At 54.2% G+C, this 24,938-nt stretch carries 23 protein-coding genes; 6 read left to right on the top strand and 17 right to left on the bottom strand.

Features of this window, described 5'->3' with window-relative positions:
* Positions 1 to 14 precede the first annotated feature (14 nt).
* Complete coding sequence (locus tag WCX18_RS11360) at positions 15 to 1,262, bottom strand: outer membrane protein transport protein (RefSeq protein WP_345987920.1); 1,248 nt, start codon at positions 1,260 to 1,262, stop codon at positions 15 to 17.
* Positions 1,263 to 1,449: 187 nt separating this feature from the next.
* Here WCX18_RS11360 and WCX18_RS11365 point away from each other — a divergent pair, with 187 nt between their 5' ends.
* Positions 1,450 to 2,763, top strand: coding sequence for an outer membrane protein transport protein (locus WCX18_RS11365; RefSeq protein ID WP_345987923.1), 1,314 nt, complete (start codon positions 1,450 to 1,452; stop codon positions 2,761 to 2,763).
* A gap of 9 nt (positions 2,764 to 2,772) precedes the next feature.
* A complete protein-coding gene (locus tag WCX18_RS11370) occupies positions 2,773 to 4,902 on the top strand; it encodes a hypothetical protein (RefSeq protein ID WP_345987927.1) in 2,130 nt (709 codons plus the stop codon).
* Between the two features lie 213 nt (positions 4,903 to 5,115).
* Here the strand turns inward: WCX18_RS11370 and nfo are convergent, their stop codons facing one another.
* The 6 genes from nfo to aguB all read right to left on the bottom strand — a co-directional run bounded on the left by nfo (position 5,116) and on the right by aguB (position 10,381).
* A complete protein-coding gene (nfo, locus tag WCX18_RS11375) occupies positions 5,116 to 5,967 on the bottom strand; it encodes a deoxyribonuclease IV (RefSeq protein ID WP_345987929.1) in 852 nt (283 codons plus the stop codon).
* 486 nt (positions 5,968 to 6,453) lie between these two features.
* The gene (locus WCX18_RS11380; RefSeq protein WP_345987932.1) at positions 6,454 to 6,927 is read right to left on the bottom strand and encodes a hypothetical protein; all 474 of its coding nucleotides are present in this window, start codon (positions 6,925 to 6,927) and stop codon (positions 6,454 to 6,456) included.
* Between the two features lie 2 nt (positions 6,928 to 6,929).
* Positions 6,930 to 7,511 (bottom strand): NlpC/P60 family protein, encoded by a 582-nt coding sequence (locus WCX18_RS11385; RefSeq protein WP_345987935.1) that lies wholly within the window; start codon positions 7,509 to 7,511, stop codon positions 6,930 to 6,932.
* Positions 7,512 to 7,527: 16 nt separating this feature from the next.
* Positions 7,528 to 8,544, bottom strand: coding sequence for an aldo/keto reductase (locus WCX18_RS11390; RefSeq protein ID WP_345987939.1), 1,017 nt, complete (start codon positions 8,542 to 8,544; stop codon positions 7,528 to 7,530).
* A 36-nt stretch (positions 8,545 to 8,580) separates the two neighbouring features.
* Positions 8,581 to 9,471 (bottom strand): DUF234 domain-containing protein, encoded by an 891-nt coding sequence (locus tag WCX18_RS11395; protein WP_345987941.1) that lies wholly within the window; start codon positions 9,469 to 9,471, stop codon positions 8,581 to 8,583.
* Positions 9,472 to 9,529: 58 nt separating this feature from the next.
* Positions 9,530 to 10,381, bottom strand: coding sequence for an N-carbamoylputrescine amidase (gene aguB / locus WCX18_RS11400; RefSeq protein WP_345987943.1), 852 nt, complete (start codon positions 10,379 to 10,381; stop codon positions 9,530 to 9,532).
* A gap of 121 nt (positions 10,382 to 10,502) precedes the next feature.
* On the opposite strand from aguB, the gene WCX18_RS11405 reads away from it, so the two are divergent.
* Entirely contained in the window at positions 10,503 to 10,646 is a 144-nt protein-coding gene (locus WCX18_RS11405) for a hypothetical protein (RefSeq protein ID WP_345987946.1), read from the top strand.
* 382 nt (positions 10,647 to 11,028) lie between these two features.
* Here the strand turns inward: WCX18_RS11405 and WCX18_RS11410 are convergent, their stop codons facing one another.
* Positions 11,029 to 11,253 carry a helix-hairpin-helix domain-containing protein gene (locus tag WCX18_RS11410; protein ID WP_345990811.1) on the bottom strand — a complete coding sequence of 75 codons (225 nt, stop codon included), beginning with the start codon at positions 11,251 to 11,253 and terminating at the stop codon, positions 11,029 to 11,031.
* Between the two features lie 193 nt (positions 11,254 to 11,446).
* Between WCX18_RS11410 and WCX18_RS11415 the strand changes: the two genes are divergently transcribed.
* On the top strand, positions 11,447 to 11,878 hold the full coding sequence (locus WCX18_RS11415) for a hypothetical protein (RefSeq protein WP_345987949.1): 432 nt from the start codon (positions 11,447 to 11,449) through the stop codon (positions 11,876 to 11,878).
* Here the strand turns inward: WCX18_RS11415 and WCX18_RS11420 are convergent.
* On the bottom strand, positions 11,875 to 13,272 hold the full coding sequence (locus tag WCX18_RS11420; RefSeq protein ID WP_345987952.1) for a phosphomannomutase/phosphoglucomutase: 1,398 nt from the start codon (positions 13,270 to 13,272) through the stop codon (positions 11,875 to 11,877). The genes WCX18_RS11415 and WCX18_RS11420 overlap by 4 nt on opposite strands.
* A gap of 52 nt (positions 13,273 to 13,324) precedes the next feature.
* Positions 13,325 to 14,326, bottom strand: a complete 1,002-nt coding sequence (locus WCX18_RS11425; protein ID WP_345987954.1) for an MraY family glycosyltransferase — start codon at positions 14,324 to 14,326, stop codon at positions 13,325 to 13,327.
* A 232-nt stretch (positions 14,327 to 14,558) separates the two neighbouring features.
* On the opposite strand from WCX18_RS11425, the gene WCX18_RS11430 reads away from it, so the two are divergent.
* Positions 14,559 to 15,767 (top strand): nucleotidyltransferase family protein, encoded by a 1,209-nt coding sequence (locus tag WCX18_RS11430; RefSeq protein ID WP_345987957.1) that lies wholly within the window; start codon positions 14,559 to 14,561, stop codon positions 15,765 to 15,767.
* On the opposite strand, the gene WCX18_RS11435 is transcribed toward WCX18_RS11430, so the two are convergent.
* Together WCX18_RS11435 and WCX18_RS11440 are read right to left on the bottom strand one after the other, a co-directional pair.
* Positions 15,761 to 16,930, bottom strand: a complete 1,170-nt coding sequence (locus WCX18_RS11435) for a glycosyltransferase family 4 protein (protein WP_345987959.1) — start codon at positions 16,928 to 16,930, stop codon at positions 15,761 to 15,763. The two genes, WCX18_RS11430 and WCX18_RS11435, sit on opposite strands and share 7 nt — an antisense overlap.
* Before the next feature lie 19 nt (positions 16,931 to 16,949).
* The gene (locus WCX18_RS11440; protein ID WP_345987962.1) at positions 16,950 to 18,086 is read right to left on the bottom strand and encodes a glycosyltransferase family 4 protein; all 1,137 of its coding nucleotides are present in this window, start codon (positions 18,084 to 18,086) and stop codon (positions 16,950 to 16,952) included.
* A gap of 124 nt (positions 18,087 to 18,210) precedes the next feature.
* Here WCX18_RS11440 and WCX18_RS11445 point away from each other — a divergent pair, with 124 nt between their 5' ends.
* Positions 18,211 to 18,948 carry an ElyC/SanA/YdcF family protein gene (locus WCX18_RS11445; RefSeq protein WP_345987964.1) on the top strand — a complete coding sequence of 246 codons (738 nt, stop codon included), beginning with the start codon at positions 18,211 to 18,213 and terminating at the stop codon, positions 18,946 to 18,948.
* Positions 18,949 to 19,003: 55 nt separating this feature from the next.
* Here the strand turns inward: WCX18_RS11445 and WCX18_RS11450 are convergent, their stop codons facing one another.
* From WCX18_RS11450 to WCX18_RS11470, 5 genes are read right to left on the bottom strand one after another with little or no spacing between them, the layout of a single operon-like run.
* A complete protein-coding gene (locus WCX18_RS11450) occupies positions 19,004 to 20,053 on the bottom strand; it encodes an EpsG family protein (protein ID WP_345987967.1) in 1,050 nt (349 codons plus the stop codon).
* Between the two features lie 4 nt (positions 20,054 to 20,057).
* A complete protein-coding gene (gene asnB / locus WCX18_RS11455) occupies positions 20,058 to 21,995 on the bottom strand; it encodes an asparagine synthase (glutamine-hydrolyzing) (protein ID WP_345987969.1) in 1,938 nt (645 codons plus the stop codon).
* A 22-nt stretch (positions 21,996 to 22,017) separates the two neighbouring features.
* Positions 22,018 to 22,956, bottom strand: coding sequence for a glycosyltransferase family 2 protein (locus tag WCX18_RS11460; RefSeq protein ID WP_345987972.1), 939 nt, complete (start codon positions 22,954 to 22,956; stop codon positions 22,018 to 22,020).
* A complete protein-coding gene (locus WCX18_RS11465; RefSeq protein WP_345987974.1) occupies positions 22,949 to 23,317 on the bottom strand; it encodes a GtrA family protein in 369 nt (122 codons plus the stop codon). Before WCX18_RS11465 ends, WCX18_RS11460 begins: the two co-directional genes overlap by 8 nt.
* Positions 23,314 to 24,930: a glycosyltransferase family 39 protein gene (locus tag WCX18_RS11470; RefSeq protein ID WP_345987976.1), complete on the bottom strand. Its 1,617-nt coding sequence runs from the start codon at positions 24,928 to 24,930 to the stop codon at positions 23,314 to 23,316. Before WCX18_RS11470 ends, WCX18_RS11465 begins: the two co-directional genes overlap by 4 nt.
* Positions 24,931 to 24,938: the final 8 nt, after the last annotated feature.

The following is a 24,938-nucleotide window of genomic DNA, read 5'->3' on the forward strand; positions in this document are numbered from 1 at the left end:
GTTTTGCTCGGGGCCTAGAAACGGTACTCCGCACCCAGTGTCACCAGGATGGCGGCCGTATTCGTGAAGGTCCCGTCGATTTCGTTGTCATTGACGGCGCCGTCGATTCTGCGGTCCTCTTTATGGTCGTAGAGGATACCGCCGCCGAGGTTCCACGCCTCGTCCAGACGGTAACGCGCCCCGGCGGAGAAGATGACGGCATCGGCATCGGGCAGCTCGAAATTGAGCGTCTTCTCCGGGACCGGGGTCTCGTCGAGCGCGATGCCCGCCATCAGCGTCCATTCGTCAAGCCCCTGCGTCACGCCGAGACGGAAGACGTTCGTGTCTTTCCAGTTCTTCGGGATGGGGTCGTCAAAATACATGGCCAGCGCCCCGATATCGGTGTCGTAGTCGAAATCGAGGTCCTTGAAGGCGGACCAGTAATCTTTTTCGTACATGAATTCGACCGTCGTGGAGTGCGCCGTTCCCTCATTGAAGGTGTACGCCGCGGCCACCTGCAGCACCGCCGGCAGCGGCAGGCTGACCGACCCCCCCACATCGTAGAGCAGCGTACCGTTGTAGGCGCCGTCATCGGGGAAGTAGAGTTTTGCATCCCCTTCGATATCGAATTCAACGCTGCTGCGGTAGGTCGCCGCCAGCTTCAGCGCCGGTGTCGGACGGTAGCTCAGCGCCAGGTTGTACCCGAATGCGAAGCCGTCGCCCGCCATGTCCCGCGAGCCGATGGAACCGCTTTTGACGACGCCCTGCACGTAGAGCGCCCGCAGGCCGCCCCCGACGGAGAGCTCCGGCGTGATGCGGTAGGCCACCGTCGGATTGAACTCGATGGTCTGCACCGTCACCTCCCAGGCATAGCTTCGCGCCGGCTGGTCGTTCCAGCGCTTGGAGAGGCCGCCGGGAGAGAGCATGGAGGCGCCGAAGCGCCAGTCGCCGAAAGCAGGGGAGACGTAGTGCAGCGTCGGGACGAGAAAGTGCTCAGGCTCCGCATCGGAGCCGCTCGTATCCGTCCCGACAAGCCCCGCCTGCGGCGCGGACCCGTTGAAATGTACCCCCGTGAGCCCGATGTAGGTCAGGGCCGCCTCCGCCTTCTGCGCGGCATCGCCGAAGACCATATTCGCCGGGTTGTAATAGGTGGCATCCGCCCCGTTGGCGTTGGCGGCATAGGCCGCGGCCAGTGCCAGGCTGTTGATTGAGTTTTCGGGAATGCGGTATCCCCCGGCCGTCAATGCCGTAGCCGCCGTCGCCAACAGAAGCGCTCTCTTCATCTATCTCTCTCCTGATCCACAGAGTCTAACTATATGCTTATGGTATCCAATTGACGCCTAGAATTATCATAATACCGTGGCGTGCCGCCATCTATCGTGGCTACCTGTTCCGATACGTTTAATCTCATTTTATAGCGATCTCCTCTATAGTAACAGCTGCACTAACAACGAAGAGAGGGAATGACCTATGGGAAGCATGCGTCTTCATCCGTTTTACAGCGCCGCGGCGCTGCTGCTCGCCGCGGCGGGCGCACACGGTGCCGGGTTCGGCATCATCGAGAACTCGGCCTCGGGCATGGGCACGGCCTATGCTTCGGGCGGGGCGGCAGGCGAGGATGCCTCGACCGTCTGGTTCAACCCTGCCTCGATGACCCTGCTGAAGGGCCAGAACGTCGTCGGGGCGATCAACGCCATCTTCCCGACGGCCGATTTCAGCAACAACGGCTCCACCTTTGCCGACGGCACTGCCCTGAGCGGTCCCGATTCGAGCAGCAACACCCCCGCCCTGATCCCGACCTTTTACTACAGCGGCCAGATCAGTGAGCAGCTCTTCGCCGGGATCAGCATCAACGCCCCCTTCGGGCTGGTGACGCAGTATGACGACGACTGGGTCGGACGCTACCACGCCGTCGAGTCGGACCTCAAAACCGTCAACATCAACCCCGCGGTCGCCTACAAGATCGACGACCGTCTCAGCATCGGTGCCGGGGTCAGCCTGCAGCTGCTCGACATCACCCTCACGAGCGCCGTCGATTTCGGTGCCCTGCTCGGGACCCCCGGCAGCGCGGACGGTTTTGCAAAACTGACCGGTGACAACTACAACGACCTGGCCTTCGGCTGGAACGTCGGTATGCTCTACAATGTCGATGAACATACCCGGATCGCCCTCGCCTACCGTTCCGCTATCGACCAGCATGTCGAGGGCGACGCCGACTTCCGCGTCCCCGCGGCGGCCGCCCCCATCGTCAGTACCGGCGCCTTTACCGATACGACCCTCAGCGCCGACGTCACCCTGCCGGCCTCCGCCTCGCTGAGCCTCTTCCACAGTTTCGGGGTCCTCGACCTGATGGCCGATGTAACCTGGACGCAGTGGAGCACATTCGAGGAGCTGCGTATCAAGTACGACAACCCGGCCCAGCCCGATTCCGTCACTACCGAGGATTACCAGGACCAGTGGCGCGTCGCGGTCGGCGAACGCATCCATATCAGCGAAAAGCTTGTACTCCGGACAGGGATAGCGTATGACCAGAAGGCCGTCAAGAACCGCTACCGCCGCACCCCGCGCATCCCGGACAACGACCGTTTCTGGCTCTCAGTGGGGGCGGGTTATGCCATTAGCAGCATGCTCAGCATCGACGCGGCCTACAGCCACCTCTTCGTCGCAACCACGAAGATCGAGAATACCTTTGAATCCGGTCTTCCGGAGCTCAACCACACCCTCAAGGGAACCTACAGTTCCAGCGTAGACATCCTCAGCGCCCAGCTGAGCATGAAATTTTAGGAGGCCACCATGCGCTATCATCACCTTACCCTCACCGCGGCCGCCGCGGTACTGGCACTGACGTTCGGCGGCTGTAACGGCGACAAGAGTACGGACCTGCAGGACAGCCTGGACGGCAACACCGTCGACGACCTCATCGCCGGCTACACGGTATTCGACCCGACGACGGGGACGATCCCCTATCCCAACAACATCCTCTTCGCCCCCAACAGCAGTACGACGAACGATTACGACTTCGGCCAGACGCTCAACATCCCCTACGAGCCGACCGATGCCGACGCCAACGTCAAGCGCCAGCTCAATACCCTGACGGGCTTCTCGACGACGATGCCGATCACCGCGCCGATCAGCGACGGGGTCACGCTCGACGCCACCTCCCTGCCTGTGGGCGTGCAGCTCTACAAGGTCGACGTCAATGCGACGACCGGGGCGGTGACGGGTATCAATACCTCCCTCGTCTACGGGGTGGATTTTGCCGTCGCCCAGAGCGGCAGCAAGGTCGCCATCGTGCCGATGAAACCGCTGGAGTCGCTGACGAACTATATGGCCGTCCTCACCAGTGACCTCAACGATAGCGAGGGCCGAATCCTCGCCCCGGACTATGCCACGGCCCTGACCCTTTCGCCGAACCCGGTCGAGGCCGGCGGCGCCCTGGACGAAGCGACGGCCGCCGCGCTCGAAGCGATCCGCCAGGGCAACCAGGCCATGCTCTATGCACTGGCCATGGCCGGCAAGGACCCGACCAAAACGGTGCAGATCTGGACCTTCCGCACCCAGATGATCGGCGCCGTGCAGCACAGTATCGCCCAGTATGCGCAAAATGACACCAACGCCGCTCTGGCGATCCAGGATGTCAATGTCACGACCAAAGCCCTTTTTGCACAGCTGGGAATGGATACCAGCCTGATGACGGGTAGCGCCGAGATCTATGCCGGGACCCTCTCCAACCTCCCGCAATACATGCCGCAGGGCTCACCGATGAACCCCCTCCCCGTCCTGGCGGGCGCGTTCAGCTACAGCGCACCGTTTACGCCGGTCATCGAAGCCAACGTCACCGTGCCGGTCGTCGCGACGGTGCCGAGTGCGGCTTCGGGATGTACGAAACCTGCCGCCGGCTGGCCGGTCGTGATCTACCAGCACGGCATCACCCGCGTGCGTACCGACCTCTTTGTCTACGGTGAAACGCTGGCCTCGGCCTGCTACGTCGGTGTCGCCATCGACCTGCCCCTGCACGGTGTCACGGAGTCCAATACGACGCTCAACCCCTTTTACATGGGAGCGCTGGAGCGCACCTTCAACGTGGACCTGGTCACGGAGAACCCCTACGGCACCGTTACAGGTTATGCCCCCGACGGCGTGATCGACTCCACGGGGATCCACTTCATGAATCTCGCCAACGTCACAACCACAAGGGACAATCTGCAGCAGACGACTTCAGACCTCATCGAACTGACGAACAGCATCGCATCTGCCGTCGTTTTTGAGCTCAACGCGACACTCTCCAACCTCGACGGATCGCGCATCAGTTTCCTGTCCCACTCCCTGGGCAACATCGCCTCCATCGGCTACCTCAACCAGACCGATGCGCTGCAAAGCGCCGTCATGATGATGCCCGGCCAGCAGATGATCCCCTTCCTGATCAACTCCCCCGTCTTCGCACCGGAGATCAATGCCGGCCTGTCCGTCTACGGCATCATGCCCGGCACGGAAGAATATGCGGCCTTTATGCTGGCGACCCAGACCCTGATCGACGATGCGGACCCGGCAAACTACGCGGCAGGCATCGGTGCAGCCAATACCTTCCCCATCCTCGAAATGCAGGCAATAGGCGACGGAACCGAGGGAAGCGGCGACCAGCATATCCCGGCCGTCGTACCGGGCTACCCGCTGGCCGGCGGCAGCCCTTTTATCGCCTTCACCCAGGCGAAAGATCTCAACACGAGCGCCCTGCTTCCGGGCAACATCTACCTGCCCGATACAAACAGGACCGTCACCCGGGTCACCGAGGGCGAACACCGCTCCCCGCTTGACCCGCAATACAGCCTCGACGCCTTCCTGGAATACCACACCGAGCTGATCTCTTTCATCTACAGCAACGGTACGGCGATCCAGGTCAACGACCCTGCGATCATCAAGTAGCAGCGTGCTATCCCCGGGGGGAACTTCCTCCGGGACGAGTGCTAAGTGGAGATGTCAGTATCCGCATCTTGAGTCAACTCAGAAACGGTCATTAGCGTGTCCGTGGGAGCACCGGAGAATGGAGTGTCCCGAAAGCGGCAGCCTTTCGCACTTTCTTCTTTCGGGTTCCCTTTCTTCTTTGTGCGAACAAAGAAGAAAGGGAACAAAAAACCCCTACTTTTCTTCCAGGGAATAAAGCAACTTGATCTCCTCCGCCCAGATCGTCTCGTCGATCGTCTCGAGGATGAGCGGGATATCGTCCATGCGCGGGTCGTTCATAATGTAGCGGAACGCCTCGAGCCCAATCTTGCCTTTGCCGATACTGTCGTGGCGGTCGACATGACTGCCGAGATCCGGCTTGGAGTCGTTGAGGTGCATCCCGCGCAGGTACTTGAAACCGACGATATTCTCGAACTCCGCCATGGAGACGTCATAGGCCTCCTTGGTGCGGATGTCGTAACCGGCGGTGAACATGTGGCAGGTATCGATGCAGACGCCGACACGGGACTTGTCCTCAACCTTGTCGATGATGTGCGCGAGGTGCTCGAACTTCCAGCCGAGGTTGCTCCCCTGTCCCGCCGTGTTCTCCAGCACAAGCGTCACCCCCTCCGTGCGCTCCAGTGTCCGGTTCATACTCTCGGCGATACGGTCCAGGCACTCCTCTTCGCCGATCTGTTTGAGGTGCGATCCCGGGTGGAAATTGAGGCGGTCGAGCCCCAGCTGCATGCAGCGCTCGACTTCGTCTACGAAGGCGTCGAAGGATTTTTGGCGCTTCTCATCTTCGGGGTGACCCAGATTGATCAGGTACGAATCATGCGGCAGCACGTGTTTGGGCGCGATCCCGCTCTCGTCGAGCAGGCGCTTGAAAGTGTCAATCGTCTCCGTATCCAGCGCTTTCGCGTTCCATTGGCGCTGATTCTTGGTAAAGAGAGCGAAGGCCTGCGCCCCGATCGCCTCGGCATTCGTGATGGCGTTGTAGACCCCGCCCGAGGCCGACGTATGTGCACCGACAAATTTATTGCTCATGATAAAAATTCCTGTTTTTTTGCGCAAGCATAGCCAATCGCGCGTTAAACCAGACGAAAGGGGCGCAGGTAGTATCAGGGGCTAAGTGCCATTGGTGATGTCTCAATAACTAATTAAGAAACGGCACGCTTCGGGAACCGAAGCTCTGTTTTCCCAATAGCTTCGGTTCCCGAAGCGCATCAATAAAATAGACCCTTGGGCCTTGAGGGCGATCCTTATAAGCCATCCCGGAGGCACAAAGCCGGGAGGGATGAGCGATTCGCGAGAGGCCGCTTTTTGTGCTACTTTTTCTAAAAAAGTGGCAAAGAACTATTATCTTCATTCTTTTCTTTTTCATAAGAAAAGAAACAAAAGAAAATCGTCGTTGCGCGAATCGCTCGCCCTTCTCGGCTTTATGCCTTCAGGGCGGCTTTCAAGGCACGCTTAACGACAGGTCGCCTATCGATTTTATGCGCTTCGGGAACCGAAGCTCACAGCACTGTTGATTTACTGCAACCGTTTGAACTTGATCAGGATCCCGTGCTCGAAATCTTTGAAATAGATCTGCTCCGACGTGACCCGGTAGACAATCCCACCGATCTGCTGCTCGAATCCGTCATCGGTATGGATAAGGTTTTGGCGCTGCAGGATCGCTTCCCCGCGAAGCAGGTGGTAAAAGAGGTCATCGGGGTAGTCGGCGCTGAGGTATTTGGCATTGAAAGCCGACTTGGAAAGACACCCCTCGCCCTCCGTACAGACCAGGGTTTCAACCTGAAGCCGCAGAATACGCTGGCCCGCCTCGAAGACTTCCAGCTCCGCCACGCCGTCGCCCTTGCGGATATAGCCCGTGTCGGCAAAGCGCCACTGCGGTGTTTTGAACACGACGACGTAGGCCTCCGTCTCCGGGGGTTTTTTCATGGCGCAGCCGCCAAAGAGGACAGCCACAAGCGCGGCGAAAAGCCACGACCGCAATATCGTCATGCTCATCTGATCCTTCTCGTCGTCCAGTAGTGCCGTTTCCAGTAGGGCTTATCCATGCTCGAGATCATCACCCCGTACCTGGTGGAAACATGCATGAACTTCCCTGCCTCGAGATAGATGCCGACATGGCGGTCCCGCCCGCTCGTACGGAAAAAGACAAGGTCCCCGGCCTGCAGCTCCTGTCTGTCAACGGCACTGCCGCAGTTGGCCTGCTGCCGGGTTGTACGGGGCAGCGCGATGCCGAAAAGGTCCCGGTAGGCACGCTGGACAAACGCGGAGCAATCGATCCCCCGCGGGCCAGCACCCCCGTAGCGGTAGGGGGTACGGTGCCACTGCTCCTGAAACGGATAGAGCTTGGAGAGAACCGGGTCCTCTTCGGCAGGTTGCGGCTGCGAGACCGTTTCCTCTTCCTGCAGCAGCCACACCTCTTCTGTCGGCGGCAATGCCGCGAAGGTCCTGTCAGCGGCGTAGAGGGCCGGAGCCGGGAGCGGCCTGTGGTCCGCATAGCGCGTAGAGCAGCCGCCGAGCAACAGCAGCAATGCGATGCCAAGGCCTCCCGTTTGCCATGCTGCGCCCCGCCTCATTCTCCCACCGCCCCTGTCAGCCCATCGGGTAGAGGATATCGGCGTGTACCGCGTCGCAGGCCGCCATCACCTCTGGTGAGAGGGTCAGTTCCATCGCCGCAAGCGACGCATCAAGCTGCTCGGGTCGCGTCGCCCCGATGATCGTGGACGCGACAAAGTCGTGCTGCTTGCTCCAGGCCGCCGCCAGCGTCACCGGGTCCAGTCCCGCATCGGCGGCAATCTTGAGATAGCGCTGCGTGGAAGCCAGGGTCTTGTCGTTGACGAAGCGCGCGGCCATCAGGCGCTGGCGGGCGTTGGGAGATTTGAAATAGTCCGCGAATCGCCCCTCACCTATCTCGGCCTGGTTGTACTTGCCGCTGAGTACCCCGCCGCCGAGCGGGGAGTACGGCAGCAGGGATATCTGTTCTTGACGGCAGAGGGTGGCCAGTTCATCCATGAAACGGCGGTTGAGCAGGGAGAAGTTGTTCTGGATCGACTCAAAGCGCGCGAACCCCTTGTAGTGGCTGGCGGCCAGGGCCTTCCCCGTTCCGTAGGCCGTGTCGTTTGAGGTACCGATGTAGCGGACCTTGCCGCTCTGCACCAGGCGGTCAAAAGCCTCCATCGTCTCCTCGACGGGTACGACGGTATCGGGCCAGTGCATCTGGTAGAGATCGATATAGTCCGTTCCGAGCCTTTTCAGCGACCCTTCGACCGCCCGCTCGATATGAAAGCGGTCCATGGCCGTCAGCCCGTGACGCACCGGGGGTACGAACCAGCCCGAGGCCGCCCCGGCGACCTTGGTGGCAAGAATGATGCTCTCCCGCGGCTTCGTTTTGAGCCAGCGGCCGACAATCTCCTCGGTCTGCCCCGCCAGGTCACTGCGCGGCGGCACCGGGTAGAGTTCAGCGGTATCATAGAAGTTCACCCCCGCCGCATACGCCTTGTCCATAATGGCGAAGGCGCTCTTCTCGTCGCACTGCCCGGGGAAGGTCATTGTCCCCAGGCAGATGGGGCTGACCCGCAGGCCGCTTCGGCCGATATAACGGTATTGCATCTTTTCTCCTCCTAAAAGCGTTGCGTTCCCAGCACGCTACTCAATCAGTTCCTTCATCTCTTCCGCGCAGACAAGTACCAGCGTATCGCTGCGCATCGCCTCGAGCTCATTGGAAAAGCCCCGTTTCGCAAAGAGCCAGATCTGCTCCGGCTCGAGCCCCACGAGGGCGCACTTCTCCTGCAGCTTCTGCAGTTCACCTTTGTTGACGTTGGTATTGGTCCATTTGCACTCGCCGACGATGAAGCCGCCGCCGGGGGCACGCGCCAGGATATCAAGCTCGATCACCCGGTCCCAGTAGCTGCCGCAGCGCAGAAAGGGGTCATCGCCCAGCTTCCGCCGCAGGTAGAGTTGGGAGATCTCCTCGAAGACAAGCCCCGTAAACGCCGTGTCCTGTTCCTCGAAACGTGATAGGACGCTTTCATAATCTCCCCGTTCGATGCGGCGGTGCTGCGGGGAGACGAAGCGGAACCAGAAGCGCAGAAAAGGCGATCGGAAGCGCAGCTTATGCGAGATACGGTGGCGGGCGACCTCGCGCTTGAGCTTCTGTTTCGGGTACTCCTTTTTCGGGGGCGCTTCGCGGGATGCCTCCAGGTCGAGGATGCCGAGGGTACGCAGGTGGTCGACGATCTCACCCCCCTTCGCCTCGCTGATGTGCGCCCGTCGACAGGCGGAGTGGATGCGGCGGTCCCCCTTGGCAACCGCTTGAAGCAGCGCAATCACCTGCTTGTCCTCGAGAAAGCCTGTATGAATGCGGTTGTAGTGTTCGCCGTAGTGGTCCAGTATCTTCGTTTCGATCAGTTCGGGAAGCGGTACGGTGGTATCGATCTCGATGCCGCTCTCACCGAAAACGGCGAAATATGCAATGAGAATCTCCATCGATTCGGGAAACGTCTCATTGTAGAAACGGCGTAGTTGGTTCAGCAGCAATTCGGGCCCTCGGTCAGCATGGGGGCATTATAGCACAGGCCATGGCGGAAGCATGCCCTCAGCGCTCCTTGCACACCTCGCCGTACATCGACGGTCGGCGGTCGGCGAAAAGCGCCCAGTAGTCGCGCTGTGCGGCAATCGCTTCGAGATCGTAATCGGCATAGATGACGCCTTCGCTCTCCCGGTCGGCTTCGGCAATTTTCTTTCCGGTGTAGTCCGTCGCGAAGGAGGAGCCGTAAAAGGTGAGTGTACAGCTCTCCCCCGCCTCCTCGCCGATGCGGTTGGCCGCGATGACGGGGACGGTATTGGCGGCGCTGTGCCCCTGCTGGACGCGCTGCCAGTGTTCTTTGGAATCGACGTTGATCTCAGGTTCGCTGCCGATCGCCGTGGGGTAGAAGATCAGTTCGGCACCCATCAGTGCAAGCGAGCGCGCTGTCTCCGGGAACCACTGATCCCAGCAGATACCGACGCCGATCTTGCCGAAACGCGTCTGCCATGCTTTGAACCCGGTGTCTCCCGGCACGAAATAGAACTTCTCCTCGTACCCCGGACCGGAAGGGATATGGGTCTTGCGGTAGTTCTCCAGCACAGACCCGTCAGCGTCGATCATCACCAGGGAGTTGAAATAGCGCTCGCCGTCGCGTTCGAAATAACTCAGCGGCAGTACGACGCCGAGCTCCTTGGCGAGCGCCGCGAAGCGTTCGATCAACGGATGGCCGTCGCGGGGCTGGGCCCAATCGAAATACTTGGCGTCCATATCCTTGCAGAAATAGAGCCCTTCGAAAAGTTCCGGCAGCAGCACGATCTGCGCCCCTCCTGCCGCCGCTTCGCGTACCAGGGCTTCCGCCCGGTTTCTGTTAACTTCCTGATCCTCACCCATTCGCATCTGTACTGCGGCGACTCTGACCATGGTTTTCTCCCAATCAAACTGAACCGAATTATACCGCTTTCAAGCACGGCTATCCTGTAAGAGTGATTCGTGATACCTGAACAGAGCTTCGGCATGCCGAAGCGCATTGATCAATAGGCAGATGGTCGTTAAGCGTGCCTTGAAAGCCACTGCGGAGGCCCAAAGCCGGGAGCAGCGAGCGATTCGCGCAACGACGATTTTCTTTGGTTTCTTTTCTTATGAAAAAGAAAAGATAGAGAAAAATACATTTATGCCACTTTTTTAGAAAAAGTAACGCAAAAAGCGGCCCTTCGCGAATCGCTCGCCCCTCCCGGCTTTAGGCCTCCAGGGCGGCTTACAAGGAGCGCTCAGGGCCAATTCTTGATTTGATTGAATGCGCTTCTGGTGACCGAAGCTAACAGGGAAGAAGGAGCTTCGGCATGCCGAAGCCGCTGGTCATGACAAGGAAAGTGATTGGGGTGAATGGTCTGTCGTTGTAGGTGGCTGTGCAGGAAAAGGGGCAGCTCTGAAAACCCTGCACGGTGCGGAGGTTGGCTGACATCGGCCGACGGGGAGAACGGTTCCGCCGACCATGCCCTCGCACACCGCACAGGGTTTTCACAATTGCCCAAAAGCCTTCTGCCGGGCTCATCCCGGCAAAGGAAGGGTCAGACCTCGAGTTCGTCCTTGATCTGCAAAAACGTTTTTTCGCCGACGCCTTTGACATTCATAATGTCCTCGATGCTGTTGAACCTGTGTTCGTTCCGGTATTCGATGATCTTCGCCGCCGTCGACGGTCCGATGCCTTTGAGGCTTTCGAGCTCTTCCGCCGTCGCCGTATTGAGGTTGACACCGGCGAGCAGCGGCATACTCATCACCAGGGCAGCCAACATGGCTGCCACTCTTTTCACGAATCCCATTTGAACTCCTTTTTACTCAAAAATTCCAGGTACCCTTCCGTAATCCTACTCAAATAGTTTTAAATATATTTTAACTGTATATATTTCAATATGCAATATTATAATTATTTTATGTTTTATACAGGTATTGTATATTTTGAAATATCTTGAGATGAGGAGCGACCATATGTATCAGACTATGACCCAGATCGGTAAAACCTACGGCGTCGATGCCAAGATCGTCGGCAAGATTCTTTACGCACTGAAAATCCGCGATCCGGATCACCCCGAGCAAAAGGGGTTCCCTTATGAACAGGCTGTCGTCCACGGGATCGCCAAAGCCTACACGGGCCGTACCGGGGAGCCCTACTACCGTTACGACATCGAGCGGGTCAAGGAGGAGTTCGAGGCGGAACTACACCGGCTGCAGTCCGAATCGCAGGACGATCAGCCTCAAAAAAACATGACGGGAGATTTGTCGGTGAACGTGACGATTGAAGCAAAACTGCAGCAGATGCTCTCCACGCTCAACAGCGTGCTTGCAACAGGGGAGATCGGCGGGGTGTACCGCCTCAAAGGGGATATTGCAGATATCTATTCGATCCTGCGTGCGGGCTAGAGTGCCGCTCTTGCCTCGGCAATAAGGTCGTTGAGCGCCTTTTCGTAACGCTTCGCATCTTCAAGATCAGGCGATTCGAAACGGGTGACGAGAACCGGGGTCGTGTTCGACGCGCGCACCAGCCCCCAGCCGTTTTCAAAGATAACCCGGACGCCGTCGACCGTGATGATCTCGCGGATCGCCGGGAAATCCGCCGGCGGGTGCTGCAGCATCTCCCCCAGTTTCGCCATCAGCGGGAACTTCTCCTGCTCGGTCGTCTCCACCTGGATCTCTTCAGTCGAAAAGACCCGCGGGAGTCTGTCCAGCTCCTCGTCAAGGTCTATTCCCGCCTGGACGAGTTCCAGCATCCGCAAGGTGGCATAGATAGCATCGTCGTACCCGAAATAGCGGTCATTGAAGAAAAAGTGACCGTTCATCTCACACGCCAAATCGGCATCGAGCTCCTTTATCTTCGCCTTAAGGTTGGAATGCCCCGTTTTGTACATTACCGCTGTTGCACCACGGGCTTTCAGTGTGTCAAACATCACCTGCGAACACTTGACGTCACCAATGACTGTAGGATAGTTCATCCCCATGGAAAAGAGCAATGCCATCTGGTCACCGTTGATTTTGCGCTTCCTTGTCAGCACAACGACACGGTCGGCGTCACCGTCGTAGGCGATGGCGACATCGCCTTCCGCCTCCAGGGCCGACTTGACGTCGGACAGGTTTACCTCGATAGAAGGGTCCGGGTGGTGGTTGGGGAAGGTTCCGTCGGGCTCAACGTAAAGGCCTCCGGCATCAAGCTCGAGACACGCAAAGATTTCCGGTACGATGACACCGGCCGCCCCGTTGCCGCAGTCATAGACGATCTTCTCTTTCATCCCTTTGAGATGGGAAAACTGCTCGACCATATAGTCGATGTAACGCGCCTTTACATCGATCTCGATGATCTTCGCTTCCGACTTTGGTGGCAGCTCCATCGCGGCGACCTCATCACCCAGGGCGTAGATCTGTTCGCCGAAGAAGGGGGCTTTGGTAACGGTGATCTTGAAGCCGTTGTATTCGATGGGGTTGTGCGACCCGGTAATCATGACGGAAGCGGAAGGCGTCACCCAGTCATCCTCCAGAGGACCTTCTCCGCCTCCGGCATTCACCTTGAACTCCTGGTAGTTGGCAAAGTAGTTTACCGGCGTCGGCACGAGTCCCATGGCAAGCACCGTTTTCCCGCCGGCATTAAGCCCTGCGGCCAGGTATCCGAACAGCTCCGGCGAATGCGTCCGTGCGTCATACCCCACGGCAACGTACTCGCCGTCGATTTTCCCGGCCAGCGCAAAGCCGATCTTCGTTACCGACTCCTCATTCAGTTCCCCCGGCACGATGCCGCGGATGTCGTACTCCCTGAAAATGCTCATGGTGCACCTCTTTACGCTTGCGTCTTTTTATCAAAACAGCCCCGCGGCATCTTCAGTGACTCTCGGTCTCCCGGGGAATACGGAGTGTAAGAAAGATATAGAACACAAAAAAAATCAGTCCAAAAATCAACAGGTTTAAAAAGGGTTCATTGTCCGCAAGGTTGACGCCAATCATAGAAAAAACAAGCTGTATCGAGGCGATGATAGCAACGGTCAACGGAACATTGTTATTTTTGAGACGCATAATGATGTGATGGATATGCGTCTTGTCGGGGGCAAAAGGTGAGCGTCCCCAGCGAATGCGCCGTACCATGACGACGACCGTATCGAGGATCGGTACCATAGCGATAAAGAAAATCGTTGTCGCATCGACATAATTCAATGCATGCACAGAGAGCATCGAGATGATGAAGCCAAGCGTCAGTGCCCCGCTGTCCCCCATAAAAATACGCGCGGGGTGAAAATTGAAGACCAGAAAGCCCGCGATCGCCGCGACGGTACCCAGAGACAGATGCATCATCAATTCATCATTATGAATGTAACCGATGTACGCCAGGGTCAACAGAATGATAGAGGCGACAGTACCGGCAAGCATATCGATGCCGTCTATGAGGTTAAGCGCATTGGTAAAACCGGCCACAGCGAACAGTGTAAAAGGGAGTGCCAGCCACCCCAGACCAAGCGTCGTACCAAAATAATGGCCGATGTCCGTGATCCTGAAACCCTCCATGAAGGTGATGAGGGTTGCAACGAAAATGACAACAAATTTCATTTTCGGACTGGCCTCAAATCGATCATCCGCGATGCCGACCAGAAAGACAAAAGCAATCGCGACAAACAGCAGCGGATATTGTGAAAAAAGCTCCGGTTCGAAGAAAATCTGACCGATCATCAAAGCCGTAAATATTCCTATGCCACCGGAATGCGGCGTAGGATGGACATGAGAGCTGCGACCGTTCGGGTGGTCCACCAAACCCAGCGTCTCTGAAAAACAAACCAGGGCATAGGTAAAAATCGTCGAAACAATAAAAATAGCAATAATCTCAGCAAACATGAATATGGCCTTCTATAAAACGGAAAAAATAATAAGTATGAATCAATATGCATGTAATTATAGAGTTTTCATATGAATACAAACTAAAATATCATACAAATAATCATATAAAACATCTTTTTTGATTACAGAAATGTTCCATCCCATTTACTTTCTTGTTTTTTGGCGGACACGACGTATTCGGGGAGAGTCGTGCCGTCTGCAAATTCCATACCCACTGCTATAATAGCGCATGCATACCGTTCTGTCCCAGAAGCGCCCACATTCCGATGCCCTCCGTTTCCTCATCGCCTGCTGCCAGGCTGAACCGTCACAAGAGGAGATCGACCTCATCGCATCTTTTACATCGACAGTCCCGTCCGACCGCCATGACCTGCTAGCGGTGGCAAGTGCCCACGGTCTCCTTCCGCTTGTCTACAAATCTCTAAAAAACCTTGTTGAACAAAAGCGTTTCAGCACTAAACTCGCGACAGCCACTGCCCACTTACAAACGCTGATTGCAGATCTGCAATCAGCCTATATGCAAATTGCACAAAGGAATATGCTGATGTCTGCAGAGCTTCTGCAGATCACAAAACGTCTTGAAGAAAATGGGATCAAAGCAGTGACCTTCAAAGGGCCTGCACTCGCGCAACTGCTTTACGGCGACATCACCTTGAGACAATTCGGAGATCTGGATTTACTCATCCATCGAAAAGATATTGATCTGCTTAAGCACCATCTGGGCCTGGAAGGCTATAAAGATACGCTCCTTATCCCGACCGGGCAGGAGCAGCAGTGGTACCGGAATGCCAAAGACATGGTGTTGTACCATCCTCAAAAACATCTGCCCCTCGAACTCCATTGGCAGTTGCTCGATACTGACTATCCGATCCGTATCAATCTCCATTCAATCTGGTCTGAAGCACAACCGTTACAGATCAACGGACATGCCATCCGTACGTTTTCAAATGAAGCCCTGCTGATCTACCTGTGTGTGCACGGATCAAAACATTTATGGGAAAGAGTTGGCTGGATCAAAGATATCGATGTGTTAATCCGCACCCAACCCATTGACTGGCACGGCGTGTCCGCACAAATGGCGGGCGGCAACTTCCGTCGTCTTCTTCTCCTCGGTCTCCATCTGAGCAGCCGCCACTTTGACACTCCCCTGCCATCTGCCTTCGAACCATGCCCGAAAGATCGTCACTGGCTCGTTCCACTTACACGTTTTGTCGAAAGCAACTGGGTACGCCGCGCCGGCATGTTCTCCAACACCCGGGCCATGCTCCAACTCTTCCCCACGCTTCCCATGAAGCTGCGCTACCTGAACAAGGTCCTCTTCAAACCGTCAAAAAACGAATATCGAACACTCAACCTTCCCCGTGAACTGCACTGGGCCTATTTTTTTCTCCGCCCATACCTGCTGATCAAAAAATACCTGCGGCCAAACAGTCAATAGCGCTGCTCATTAAAGAACCTCTCCAGAAAAACACGCCGTTGTACCCCCAGCCGGGCGTTTTCATACTGCCGTGCCACGTCAAAGTTCCGCTTTGCCGCCTGCCTCATTCTCAGCCTGTCATTAAGCAATGCGATGATCAGCGATACCAACTGCTGCGGTGCAGTATGCCGGAACAGCACTGTCTCATCCAGCAGCTCAGGGATACCTCCGACGTTAGCACCAACGGCGGGGCATCCCCTGCTCATCGCCTCAATAAGCGAGCGGGGGAGTCCTTCGGTCAGACTGGGTTGCAGATACAGATCAATCGCGTCCAACCAGCGGTAGACAGCGTCGCCGCCCGGCACATTGCCATCAAAGTGAACATCTCCATCGATACCGAGACGGGCTGCCAACGCACGGTAACGGTCAGGATCTCCGCCCCCAAGTACCCTGTATTCTATGTCGATTCCCCGGCTTTTGATCACGGCCATAGCCCTGATGGCCACATCAACACCTTTGTACGCCAGGCCCAAATTGGCGATCGTGCCCAAAACGGGCTTGGCTTCGGGGTGATTGATCTTTTCGATCCTACCTCGTAGTACAGCCTCGTCGGCATCGGGCAATATGATATCCGAGATTGCCGCGGTCATCGCATTCGGTCCGGGCGGATACCGATGCTGCAGGAATCCCTCGGTCACATAGCTGACATAGTGCACTTGTCTGACAGCGCGGCGCATTCTCACATACAGAAGAGGAGCATAGAGTCTGGCTTTGAGACTTCCGTAGTACCACATCGCATCCCAGGCGCATCCGACGACTTCAAGCAGACACGGTTTGTTCAATCGCCTGGCAATCGCCGCCGCCATTAATCCGAATTCGCTCGGCACGCGCGCAATCACGTAGTCGTGTGTTGCAACAAGAGTTGTCAGCCGCTGCCGCTGCCGCTGTCTCGCGCCGAAAAACGCCTTGAACGAGGCGATGTTCTCCAAAAAAACGAATGATACACCGCTGCCGGAAGCAACAGGGAGTTCCGGCGCCGTTCCCGTTTCCCTGCATCGCGCCACGACTGTCACTTCGAGCCCCATATCGATGTAACGTCTCAATAATTCATAGGGGAATGTATTGGAGTAGACTTTCCCGCCCCCGGTCACAAAAATATGATCATGTACGAAAAGCAGTTTCACACTCTACCGCCGAACATGTTCAACGCTGCACTGCCCCCGCGATCGCCTCGCGGTATCGATCAATCACAATCTGTTCATCAAATTCCCTACAGACCTTCTCACGCCCCTTCTGCCCCATGGCACTTCTCTGCACCTCTGTCAATCGAAGCATTTTCATCATCGCCTCTGCCAGGGACCCTGTGTCCTTCACCTGACACAGGTAACCGTTTACACTGTCGTCCACGACTTCCCGGCAACCGGGGACGTCCGTCGTTACGATAGGCTTTGCCATCGCGGCGGCTTCGAGCAGCACACGTGACAATCCTTCACGGTATGAAGGCAATACGACACAGTCGATGCCGGCAATGACCGATGCAACATCATCGCTCGTACCAAGATACTCAACCGTTCCTTCCGCCTCCCATGCTTTCATCTCGGTCTCGGTGATGGCCGTCGGGTTCCCCGGGTAGTAGGCCCCCAGGATCATGAATTTGACTTTTTGCGCATTGAACTGCTGATTTATCATTTTTGCCGCTTCGGCGTACTCCATGATCCCCTTGTCTCTGACCAGGCGTGCAATGAAAAGAAAACGGACAATTCCGTCGGAAACGCGTGCCGGCCTAGGTGCAAAGCGAGTGGAATCGATCCCCGATCCCGGCAGCAGGCCGGTCTTTTCTGCTTTGACCAATTTCGAGTGGATGAACAGCTCCCGGTCCTGTACGTTTTGGAAAAATACCTTTTTGGGTATGCGCAATGCCGTTTTGTAGAGCATTTTCGCAATTTTTGAAGCGAGATTATCATTGATAAAAACCGTGCCAAGTCCGGAGATATTGCTGATCACGGGGATACCGAGCAGCCCGGCCGCCATGGAACCGTATATGTTCGGCTTGATGGTATACTGCAGCAGTACGTCCGGCCTGACCTCTTTGAACAGCCGGTAAAAATCCCTGATCAATCTGGCGTCTTCAAGCGGGTTTGTCCCCTTGTTATTCATAGAGATCTCACGATACGCGCACCCAAGTGCCTGCAGCTTTTCGGAGTAGTCGTCACGCGGCGCGATACAGACGATACGGTGTCCTTCTGCCTGCAATGCCTTCACAAGTCCCCGTCGGAAATTATAGATGTTCCAGGAGGTATTGATAACGATGGCAATAGTCAGGTGTTTACTTGGCTGCATGATTTTCCGTGTACGTAAATTGCGCAAATCTTAGCATTTCGCTGCTGAGCCGATGGACTCGGTTTTCATCTTTCAAGCCGCAACAGCTCCAAATTCTTAGCGCTATGAACCTATAATGCTCTTCATGTTTGTACTCAAAAAAATCATCGCCTCCTTCCTAATGCCCCTGCCGATCTTCTTCATCCTTTTCGGTCTAGGCCTGTTCCTGCTGTATATGAAGAAACGTCAAAGGGCCGTACAAATGCTGACGGTCGCGCTGATCTGGATCACGCTTCTGTCCTACACCCCTTTTTCCGGTCTGCTGCTCGCCCCGCTGGAAAATATCTACCCCAAATGGCAGCCAGGAAGCGAACAGCCTGCCTACATTCACGTTCTGGGTTCCGGTCACGACTCTGACGCCAGATTGCCGCTTTCATCACAACCCAACCCCACGGGATTGATACGGACCATCGAAGGGGTAATGATCTACCGGCAGTCGGAAAATGCCAAACTGATCTTCAGCGGGTACGGCGGAGACGACCCCGTCTCCAATGCCGAAGTAAACGCCGCGGTCGGCATGGCCCTCGGCGTTCCGCGAAAAGACATTATCGTGCTGACAACACCGAAAGACACGGACGAGGAAGCTGCCGCAGCCGGAGCTGTCGCAGGCGACAAACAAGTCATCCTCGTCACTTCCGCCATACACATGCCGCGGGCCGTAGCACTGTTTAGGAAAGCCGGTGTCAACGTCATCCCCGCTCCGACTGATTACAAATGCAAAGATACCCGCTGGCTCCAGTGGCCTTCATCAGCAGGGTTGCAACTCTCGGAGCATGCGTTCCATGAGTACCTAGGAATATTATGGCTAGCAATCAAGCATTGAGTTTCTGCATCGGCAGCATGGGGGCTCGCCGACCCGAATACTTCCTACTTTACACTTACCCAAACATACTAAAGATCAAAAAATTCTTGTACGGTAACCACCACTTTGAAAAACTACCCAGGGTCAGCCAAACGGTGAGGACAGTAAAATAGAACAACAGAATCAGGAACGTCGTTATCTGCTGGGAAAGCGTATCGCGCATCAAAAACGGCAGGCGGGCAAAAACGACGATCTGAAGCGGCAGGAAATAGAGCGCCATCCTGTCCACTGCCGTCGAAGCCAACACGACAAGCGGAATGGCAGCCAGTGAAGCCAGTGCGATCATTGACCAGAATCCATAGTCGTTGAAATGCTGCTTCCACTGTTTGCGATAAAGCATCAGCAGCATCGCCGGCACAGCATTGAGCAATACACGGATCATCGCACCCCCCGACTGCATTCCGGCTTCAACGTAGTTTACGTATAGCGTTTCGGCAGCATCACCGACAAAAGCGCTCCAGACGCCAACCCCGGCAAAAAGGATTGCCAGAATCTTGAATATCCTTCCTTTTCCCTGCTGAAACACACCGAATGCGATCATAAGGATCGCCGATTTATGGAAAGTGACCGCCAGTACGACCATCAAAACGAAACGTACGAATTTCCCCCGTTCGAGGAAGGTGATCCCCCACATGACGAGACCCAGTGCCACCCCTTGTCGCATATATCCCATGTACACGACAATATACAGATATGGGACTGCCACGGCCAGTCCCAGCCACGGATCGACCTGGCGTCGTAGGAATATCATCAATCCCGTGACGGAAATCACTGCGCAGATCATCGTGACTGCGTAAAATCCCCAGTCCCACTGGTACATATAGTAACTGATGAGCTGATACCCCGGGTCTTTGATGCCCAGTGCCAGATCAAGCGTCAGGTAACGCATCTCATCAAATCGCGACAGATAGTTATACCAGTCACCGCCACTCATCCTAAACCCAAGCAGGAGCGTCAGAAGCATCCCGGTAGATATCCATACGGCATTGTTTGGGCGCACCCCTTTTCCGGCTGTCATGATGGCGGCCAATGCCGGCACCAAAAACATCAAATAGTAAGCCAGCATAGTTTCAATCCTTACCGATCGTCATACTTCCCCACGTTTCACACCACATCTCGAACATCAGTATGAACCATATCTCGTTGATGTTGACGTACCGTCCTTCATAATAATCTTCCAGTGTTTTTTGCACTTGTATAGCATCGAAGATCTGCCCCTCTTCCAAACGTTCTTTTGCAAGGTAACGGTCAAGCAAAGGCCTCAGATCATTTTTCAGCCACTCATACAACGGGACCTGAAAACCGGATTTTTGGCGCTCAAAAAAACTTTTGGGTATGTGATTGTAGAGCACTTTTTTCAGCAGGTACTTCCCGCTATCGTCTTTGTATTTCAGTGCTATGGGTACCCGTGCAATGAACTCGGCGACCTTGTGATCGAGCAACGGTTCGCGCCCTTCCAGGCTGACACTCATCGTTGCACGGTCGACTTTGGTCAGGACATCATCGACCATAAAAGTCTGAAAGTCGACAGCCATCATCCGTTCCAGCGGTGCGATATCCGCCAATGTTTCAAAACTGCCGAAGCCGGTTTGCGCCGGAAGGCCCGCTTCACCCCCCAAACAATTCTCTATGGTCTCCGCATCGACATAAGAGCTTGCCTCGATGAACATCTGCTCCAGCGTATCGGCGTTGACAGCCCGTTTAAACTTCTGGAATTTGTCACGGATATTGGTCTGCCGTTTCGAGCGGGGGAGCATGCCGTTCAACCGGTAGACCGCTTTTTCGTTTAGCAGGTTGACCGCCCCTTTAAGCACGTTCTTTTTCACACCCGGTACCAGGAGCCTCATGACCCTGTTCAGGGCAAAGTACTTGCTGTAGCCGCAAAAAAGCTCGTCTCCCCCGTCACCGGAAAGGACGACGGAGACCTTCTCTTTTGCCAGCTTCGAGACCAGGATAGTCGCTATTGCCGAACTGTCCCCGAAAGGTTCATCATAGATCTTCGGCAGCTCCGGGATGACCTGTAAGGCATCCTCTTTGGTGCAGTAGTATTCGGTATGTTCCGTGCCCAGGTAGGCCGCGATCTTCCTGGCATGCTCCGCTTCATCGTAGCCCTCTTCGTCAAACCCGATGGTAAAAGTCCGCAACGGCTCCTTCGAAGCTTTTTGAAGCAGTGCCGTTACAAGTGAACTGTCGACACCTCCGCTCAGAAAGACACCGACAGGGACATCAGAGACCATGCGCAGCTGAAAAGCCTCCATCAGCTCTTGCTCCAGCGTGTCAAGAACGGCCTCTTCGGAAAGATCCAGCTTCGCTTTACTATAAAACACATTGACATTCCAATACTGCCGTATCTCGAACTGCCCCGCCTGCAGATCGTACTCCAGGTAATGGCCCGCTTTGAGCTTGTAGGTATTCTCGAAGATGGTATAGGGCGCCGGAATGTACCCGAAACGCATGTACACAGGGATGACCGATCTCTCGATCGTCTTTTCAAACCTTTCGTGTTCCCTGAACGCCTTGAGTTCGCTGGCGAATAGAAAAAGTCCGTCCTTTACGTAGTAATAGAACGGCTTTACACCGGCCCGGTCACGGAACATAAACAGTTTCTCCGCCCTGCTGTCATAGATGACGAATGCGAACATTCCCCGGAACCTGCCGACGCACTCCTTTCCCCATGCATGGAACGCTTTGAGAATGACCTCCGTATCGGAGTGGGATGCGAAGGCATACCCCAGGGTTTCAAGCTCACTTTTGATCTCGCCGAAGTTGTACACTTCCCCGTTATAGACCATGCTCAAATGTTCAAAGAACATGGGCTGATGCCCCAGTGCAGAAAGGTCCAGAATGGAGAGCCGGCGATGCCCAAGACCGATCTGGGCGAAATCGGTACGCTCAAAAGATGTTCCGGAATCATCCGGGCCCCGCAATACCATAGCATCCGTCATCGATTTAAGTACCGCCTCTGACGAGTGCCCCCGGTGATCAATAAACCCTGCTACGCCGCACATAAATTATTCAACATTATAAAGATCAATATTCATCCTCAATGATATATGTTGGTCTTCTTTTGGACTCCATATAAATACGTCCTATGTATTCCCCCAAGACTCCAATACCTATAAGTTGGATTCCGCCCAAAAAGAGAATAGTAGTCATTGTCGATGCATAACCAGGCATATCAACACCTAAAATGATAGTTTGTAGAATAATCACTGTGCCATAGAAAAATGCAAGAAGCGAAATGATCAAGCCGAGATACAACCAGACTTTCAAAGGAAATGTACTGAAACTTGTAATGCCTTCCAATGCGAAATTCCATAATTTCCAACCATTGAAACTTGTTTTCCCTGCTTTTCTTTCATCTCTTTTGTAGTCGACCACTGTGGCTTTAAAACCCACCCAGGCGAAAAGGCCTTTCATGAAGCGCTCGCTTTCCGGAAGTTGTTGCAATGCATCGAGTACTTTTCTCGTCATAAGTCTGTAATCACCGACGTTCTCCGGAATGGCAACCTTGGAAATTTTATTGTTGAATTTATAAAACAGCCTCGCACTCACCCTTTTTGCAAAGCTATCTGACGATCTGTCAATCCTTCTGGCCAAAACGACATCGCTGCCGTTTCTCCAATGAAGCATGAATTCCTTGATCATCTCAGGTGGGTCCTGCAAATCCACGTCAATCGGTATGATGACGTCGCCTTTTGCCTGGTCCAGCCCTGCCGTCAAAGCAGCTTCTTTCCCAAAATTTCTTGAGAGGTTAATGATTCGCATATTTTGAAAAGTCTGCTTTGCAGAAACCAATGCGCCCAATGTGTTATCTCGACTCCCGTCATTGATAAAAACCAACTCATAGGTTTCGCCGATTTCACCCAATACTTTCGTAATCTCGCGCAAGAAGATGTTAATGACATCTTCTTCGTTATAACAAGGGCAGACTACAGAGATGACCGGACGTATGTTTTCATCACCCATATACAAAACCTTTTCTGGCAAAATAATTAAAGAAAAAGACAATACCTATGGCGATTGCCCTGGCGGAATAATCGTCCAATGCAACTTTTTTCAATCCGTAAACGATCAAAATATTTAGAATTAGCCCCACAAACGTAATAGCCGCGACCACCAAAAATTCATGATGCATCTTCTCCATTTTAATCGTTGAAAACACATATTTGCGTGTCAAAAAGAAACTGACAAAAAATCCTGCCGAATACCCTACAACCGTTGCAAGGACATACTTGAAGACATCGAACCCCACCAGCAGACTGTATAATGAAAAGTCAACCAAAGTCGCCGTAATCCCGACATACAAAAAATCTCTGATCTGTTTCATTGATTTTCAAACTTTATCTGATTTTTCCTTTGCAAAACCGTCAAGACCACCTCATCGCCATCTCTAACCTGATAATAAACTTTGAAGTTTTTCAGTGACATTTCATCTACTTCTTTGGGATCATTCCTTCCATTCCTGTAATAGTTATTCAAAATATAATTAGCCTTTTCGACGCTCTTAACATAATTTATTCTGTCTCTATCCTGATAGTTTTTTAGCAAGAAGAACAGAAAAAGGTTCGTATGGGATGCGACATAAATGTTGACTTTAGGGTTTTTATCATTTGCCAGAATGTATTCGACTGCAGCGAGGTTGCCGAGGCCCCAATAATCCACAGGCCATTTCGTTGTCCAATCTTTGCCCGCAAAGGCATTGAAATAAATATTTTGCATCGGGTGCATTTTCCACATCCAACCGGAAACGGATATCAATACCCCTGCGAGTACAACGGCAAGAATACGTTTATAAAGGACACCCAGCCTGTTCCATACCAGAATGAAGCCGCCTGTCGTCAGCAGAATAAACATGGGGTAAATAAAATAGAGTTGTCTCCACCCGTTATAAAGTACCGAATGCAAAACGATGACGGCGAGAACCGGCGCCCAGAAAAATGCAAAAAATATATAATCCTGTAATTCGTGCTCGTTTTTCCATAGTTTCAAATGATTGACCGCAGCCAAGAAGACCGTATAGCCGGACCCCACAATAAAAAAGAGCAGATAGATAATAGGCGTCGTGATCCCGACCCATATGAAAACATAATACCAGGGAAGCTCCGTAGCTTTGATATATGTGCCAAAAAAGAGTTCGCTTCCGTACCATCTGAATTGGGACATGTTTTTGAATGCTTCAATGAAATGACCGACGGGGTCTGTCCACAACCATGGCCACATAACGACAACAAGTAGAGACGCTGTAATGAGATAGAGGCCCAAACTGATCAATATATTTCGAACGACCAACTCTTTTTTGAACAATCTGATTGCGATGATGACGATAGTTGCCGCCAAGACGACGATACCCATTATTCGAATATCGATGGCATAGGCGGTCACCGCCGCATGTATCAGCGCATTTTTGATTGTCGGGGAAAGCACATAGATGATCAACGTGTTTACGGCCAACGCGTATGCTGCCATGAACACGATATCTTTACCGTTGTAAAATGCATCTGCGAAAATCCGCGGGGACAAGATCAGCACCAAGGCGGAAAGCAACCCTATCCACTCGCTTTCAAAGCGCCTGGCCGACATTTGGTAGACTGCAAACACGCCGACAACAAACATCAAAAACGTCAAAAGGTGCCGTAAATAAAATATGTCTTTATCGGATTTGATGCCAAGGGCATATTCCAAAATGACGGCCGGCAATGAAAAAGCTACGCCGTAATCCCTGTCTTTATAAGTTCCCAGTGCAGGGACATCTTCTTTGACCCGGGACGGCGCAAACTTTTCTGCAAGATAATTGGCCGTAACGGTCGCCGTCACCCGCTCTCTCCATTCATCAGTCGACATGCCGTAATCTTTGTATATCAGGTTACCCAGAACAATCAATACAATAAAAAAAAGTACAACAGCACTTTTTGTTTTTTGCGCACCAATCAATGAAATCAAATTTTCCT

The sequence above is a fragment of the Sulfurimonas sp. HSL1-2 genome (genome assembly GCF_039645565.1).
GTDB lineage: Bacteria > Campylobacterota > Campylobacteria > Campylobacterales > Sulfurimonadaceae > Thiomicrolovo > Thiomicrolovo zhangzhouensis.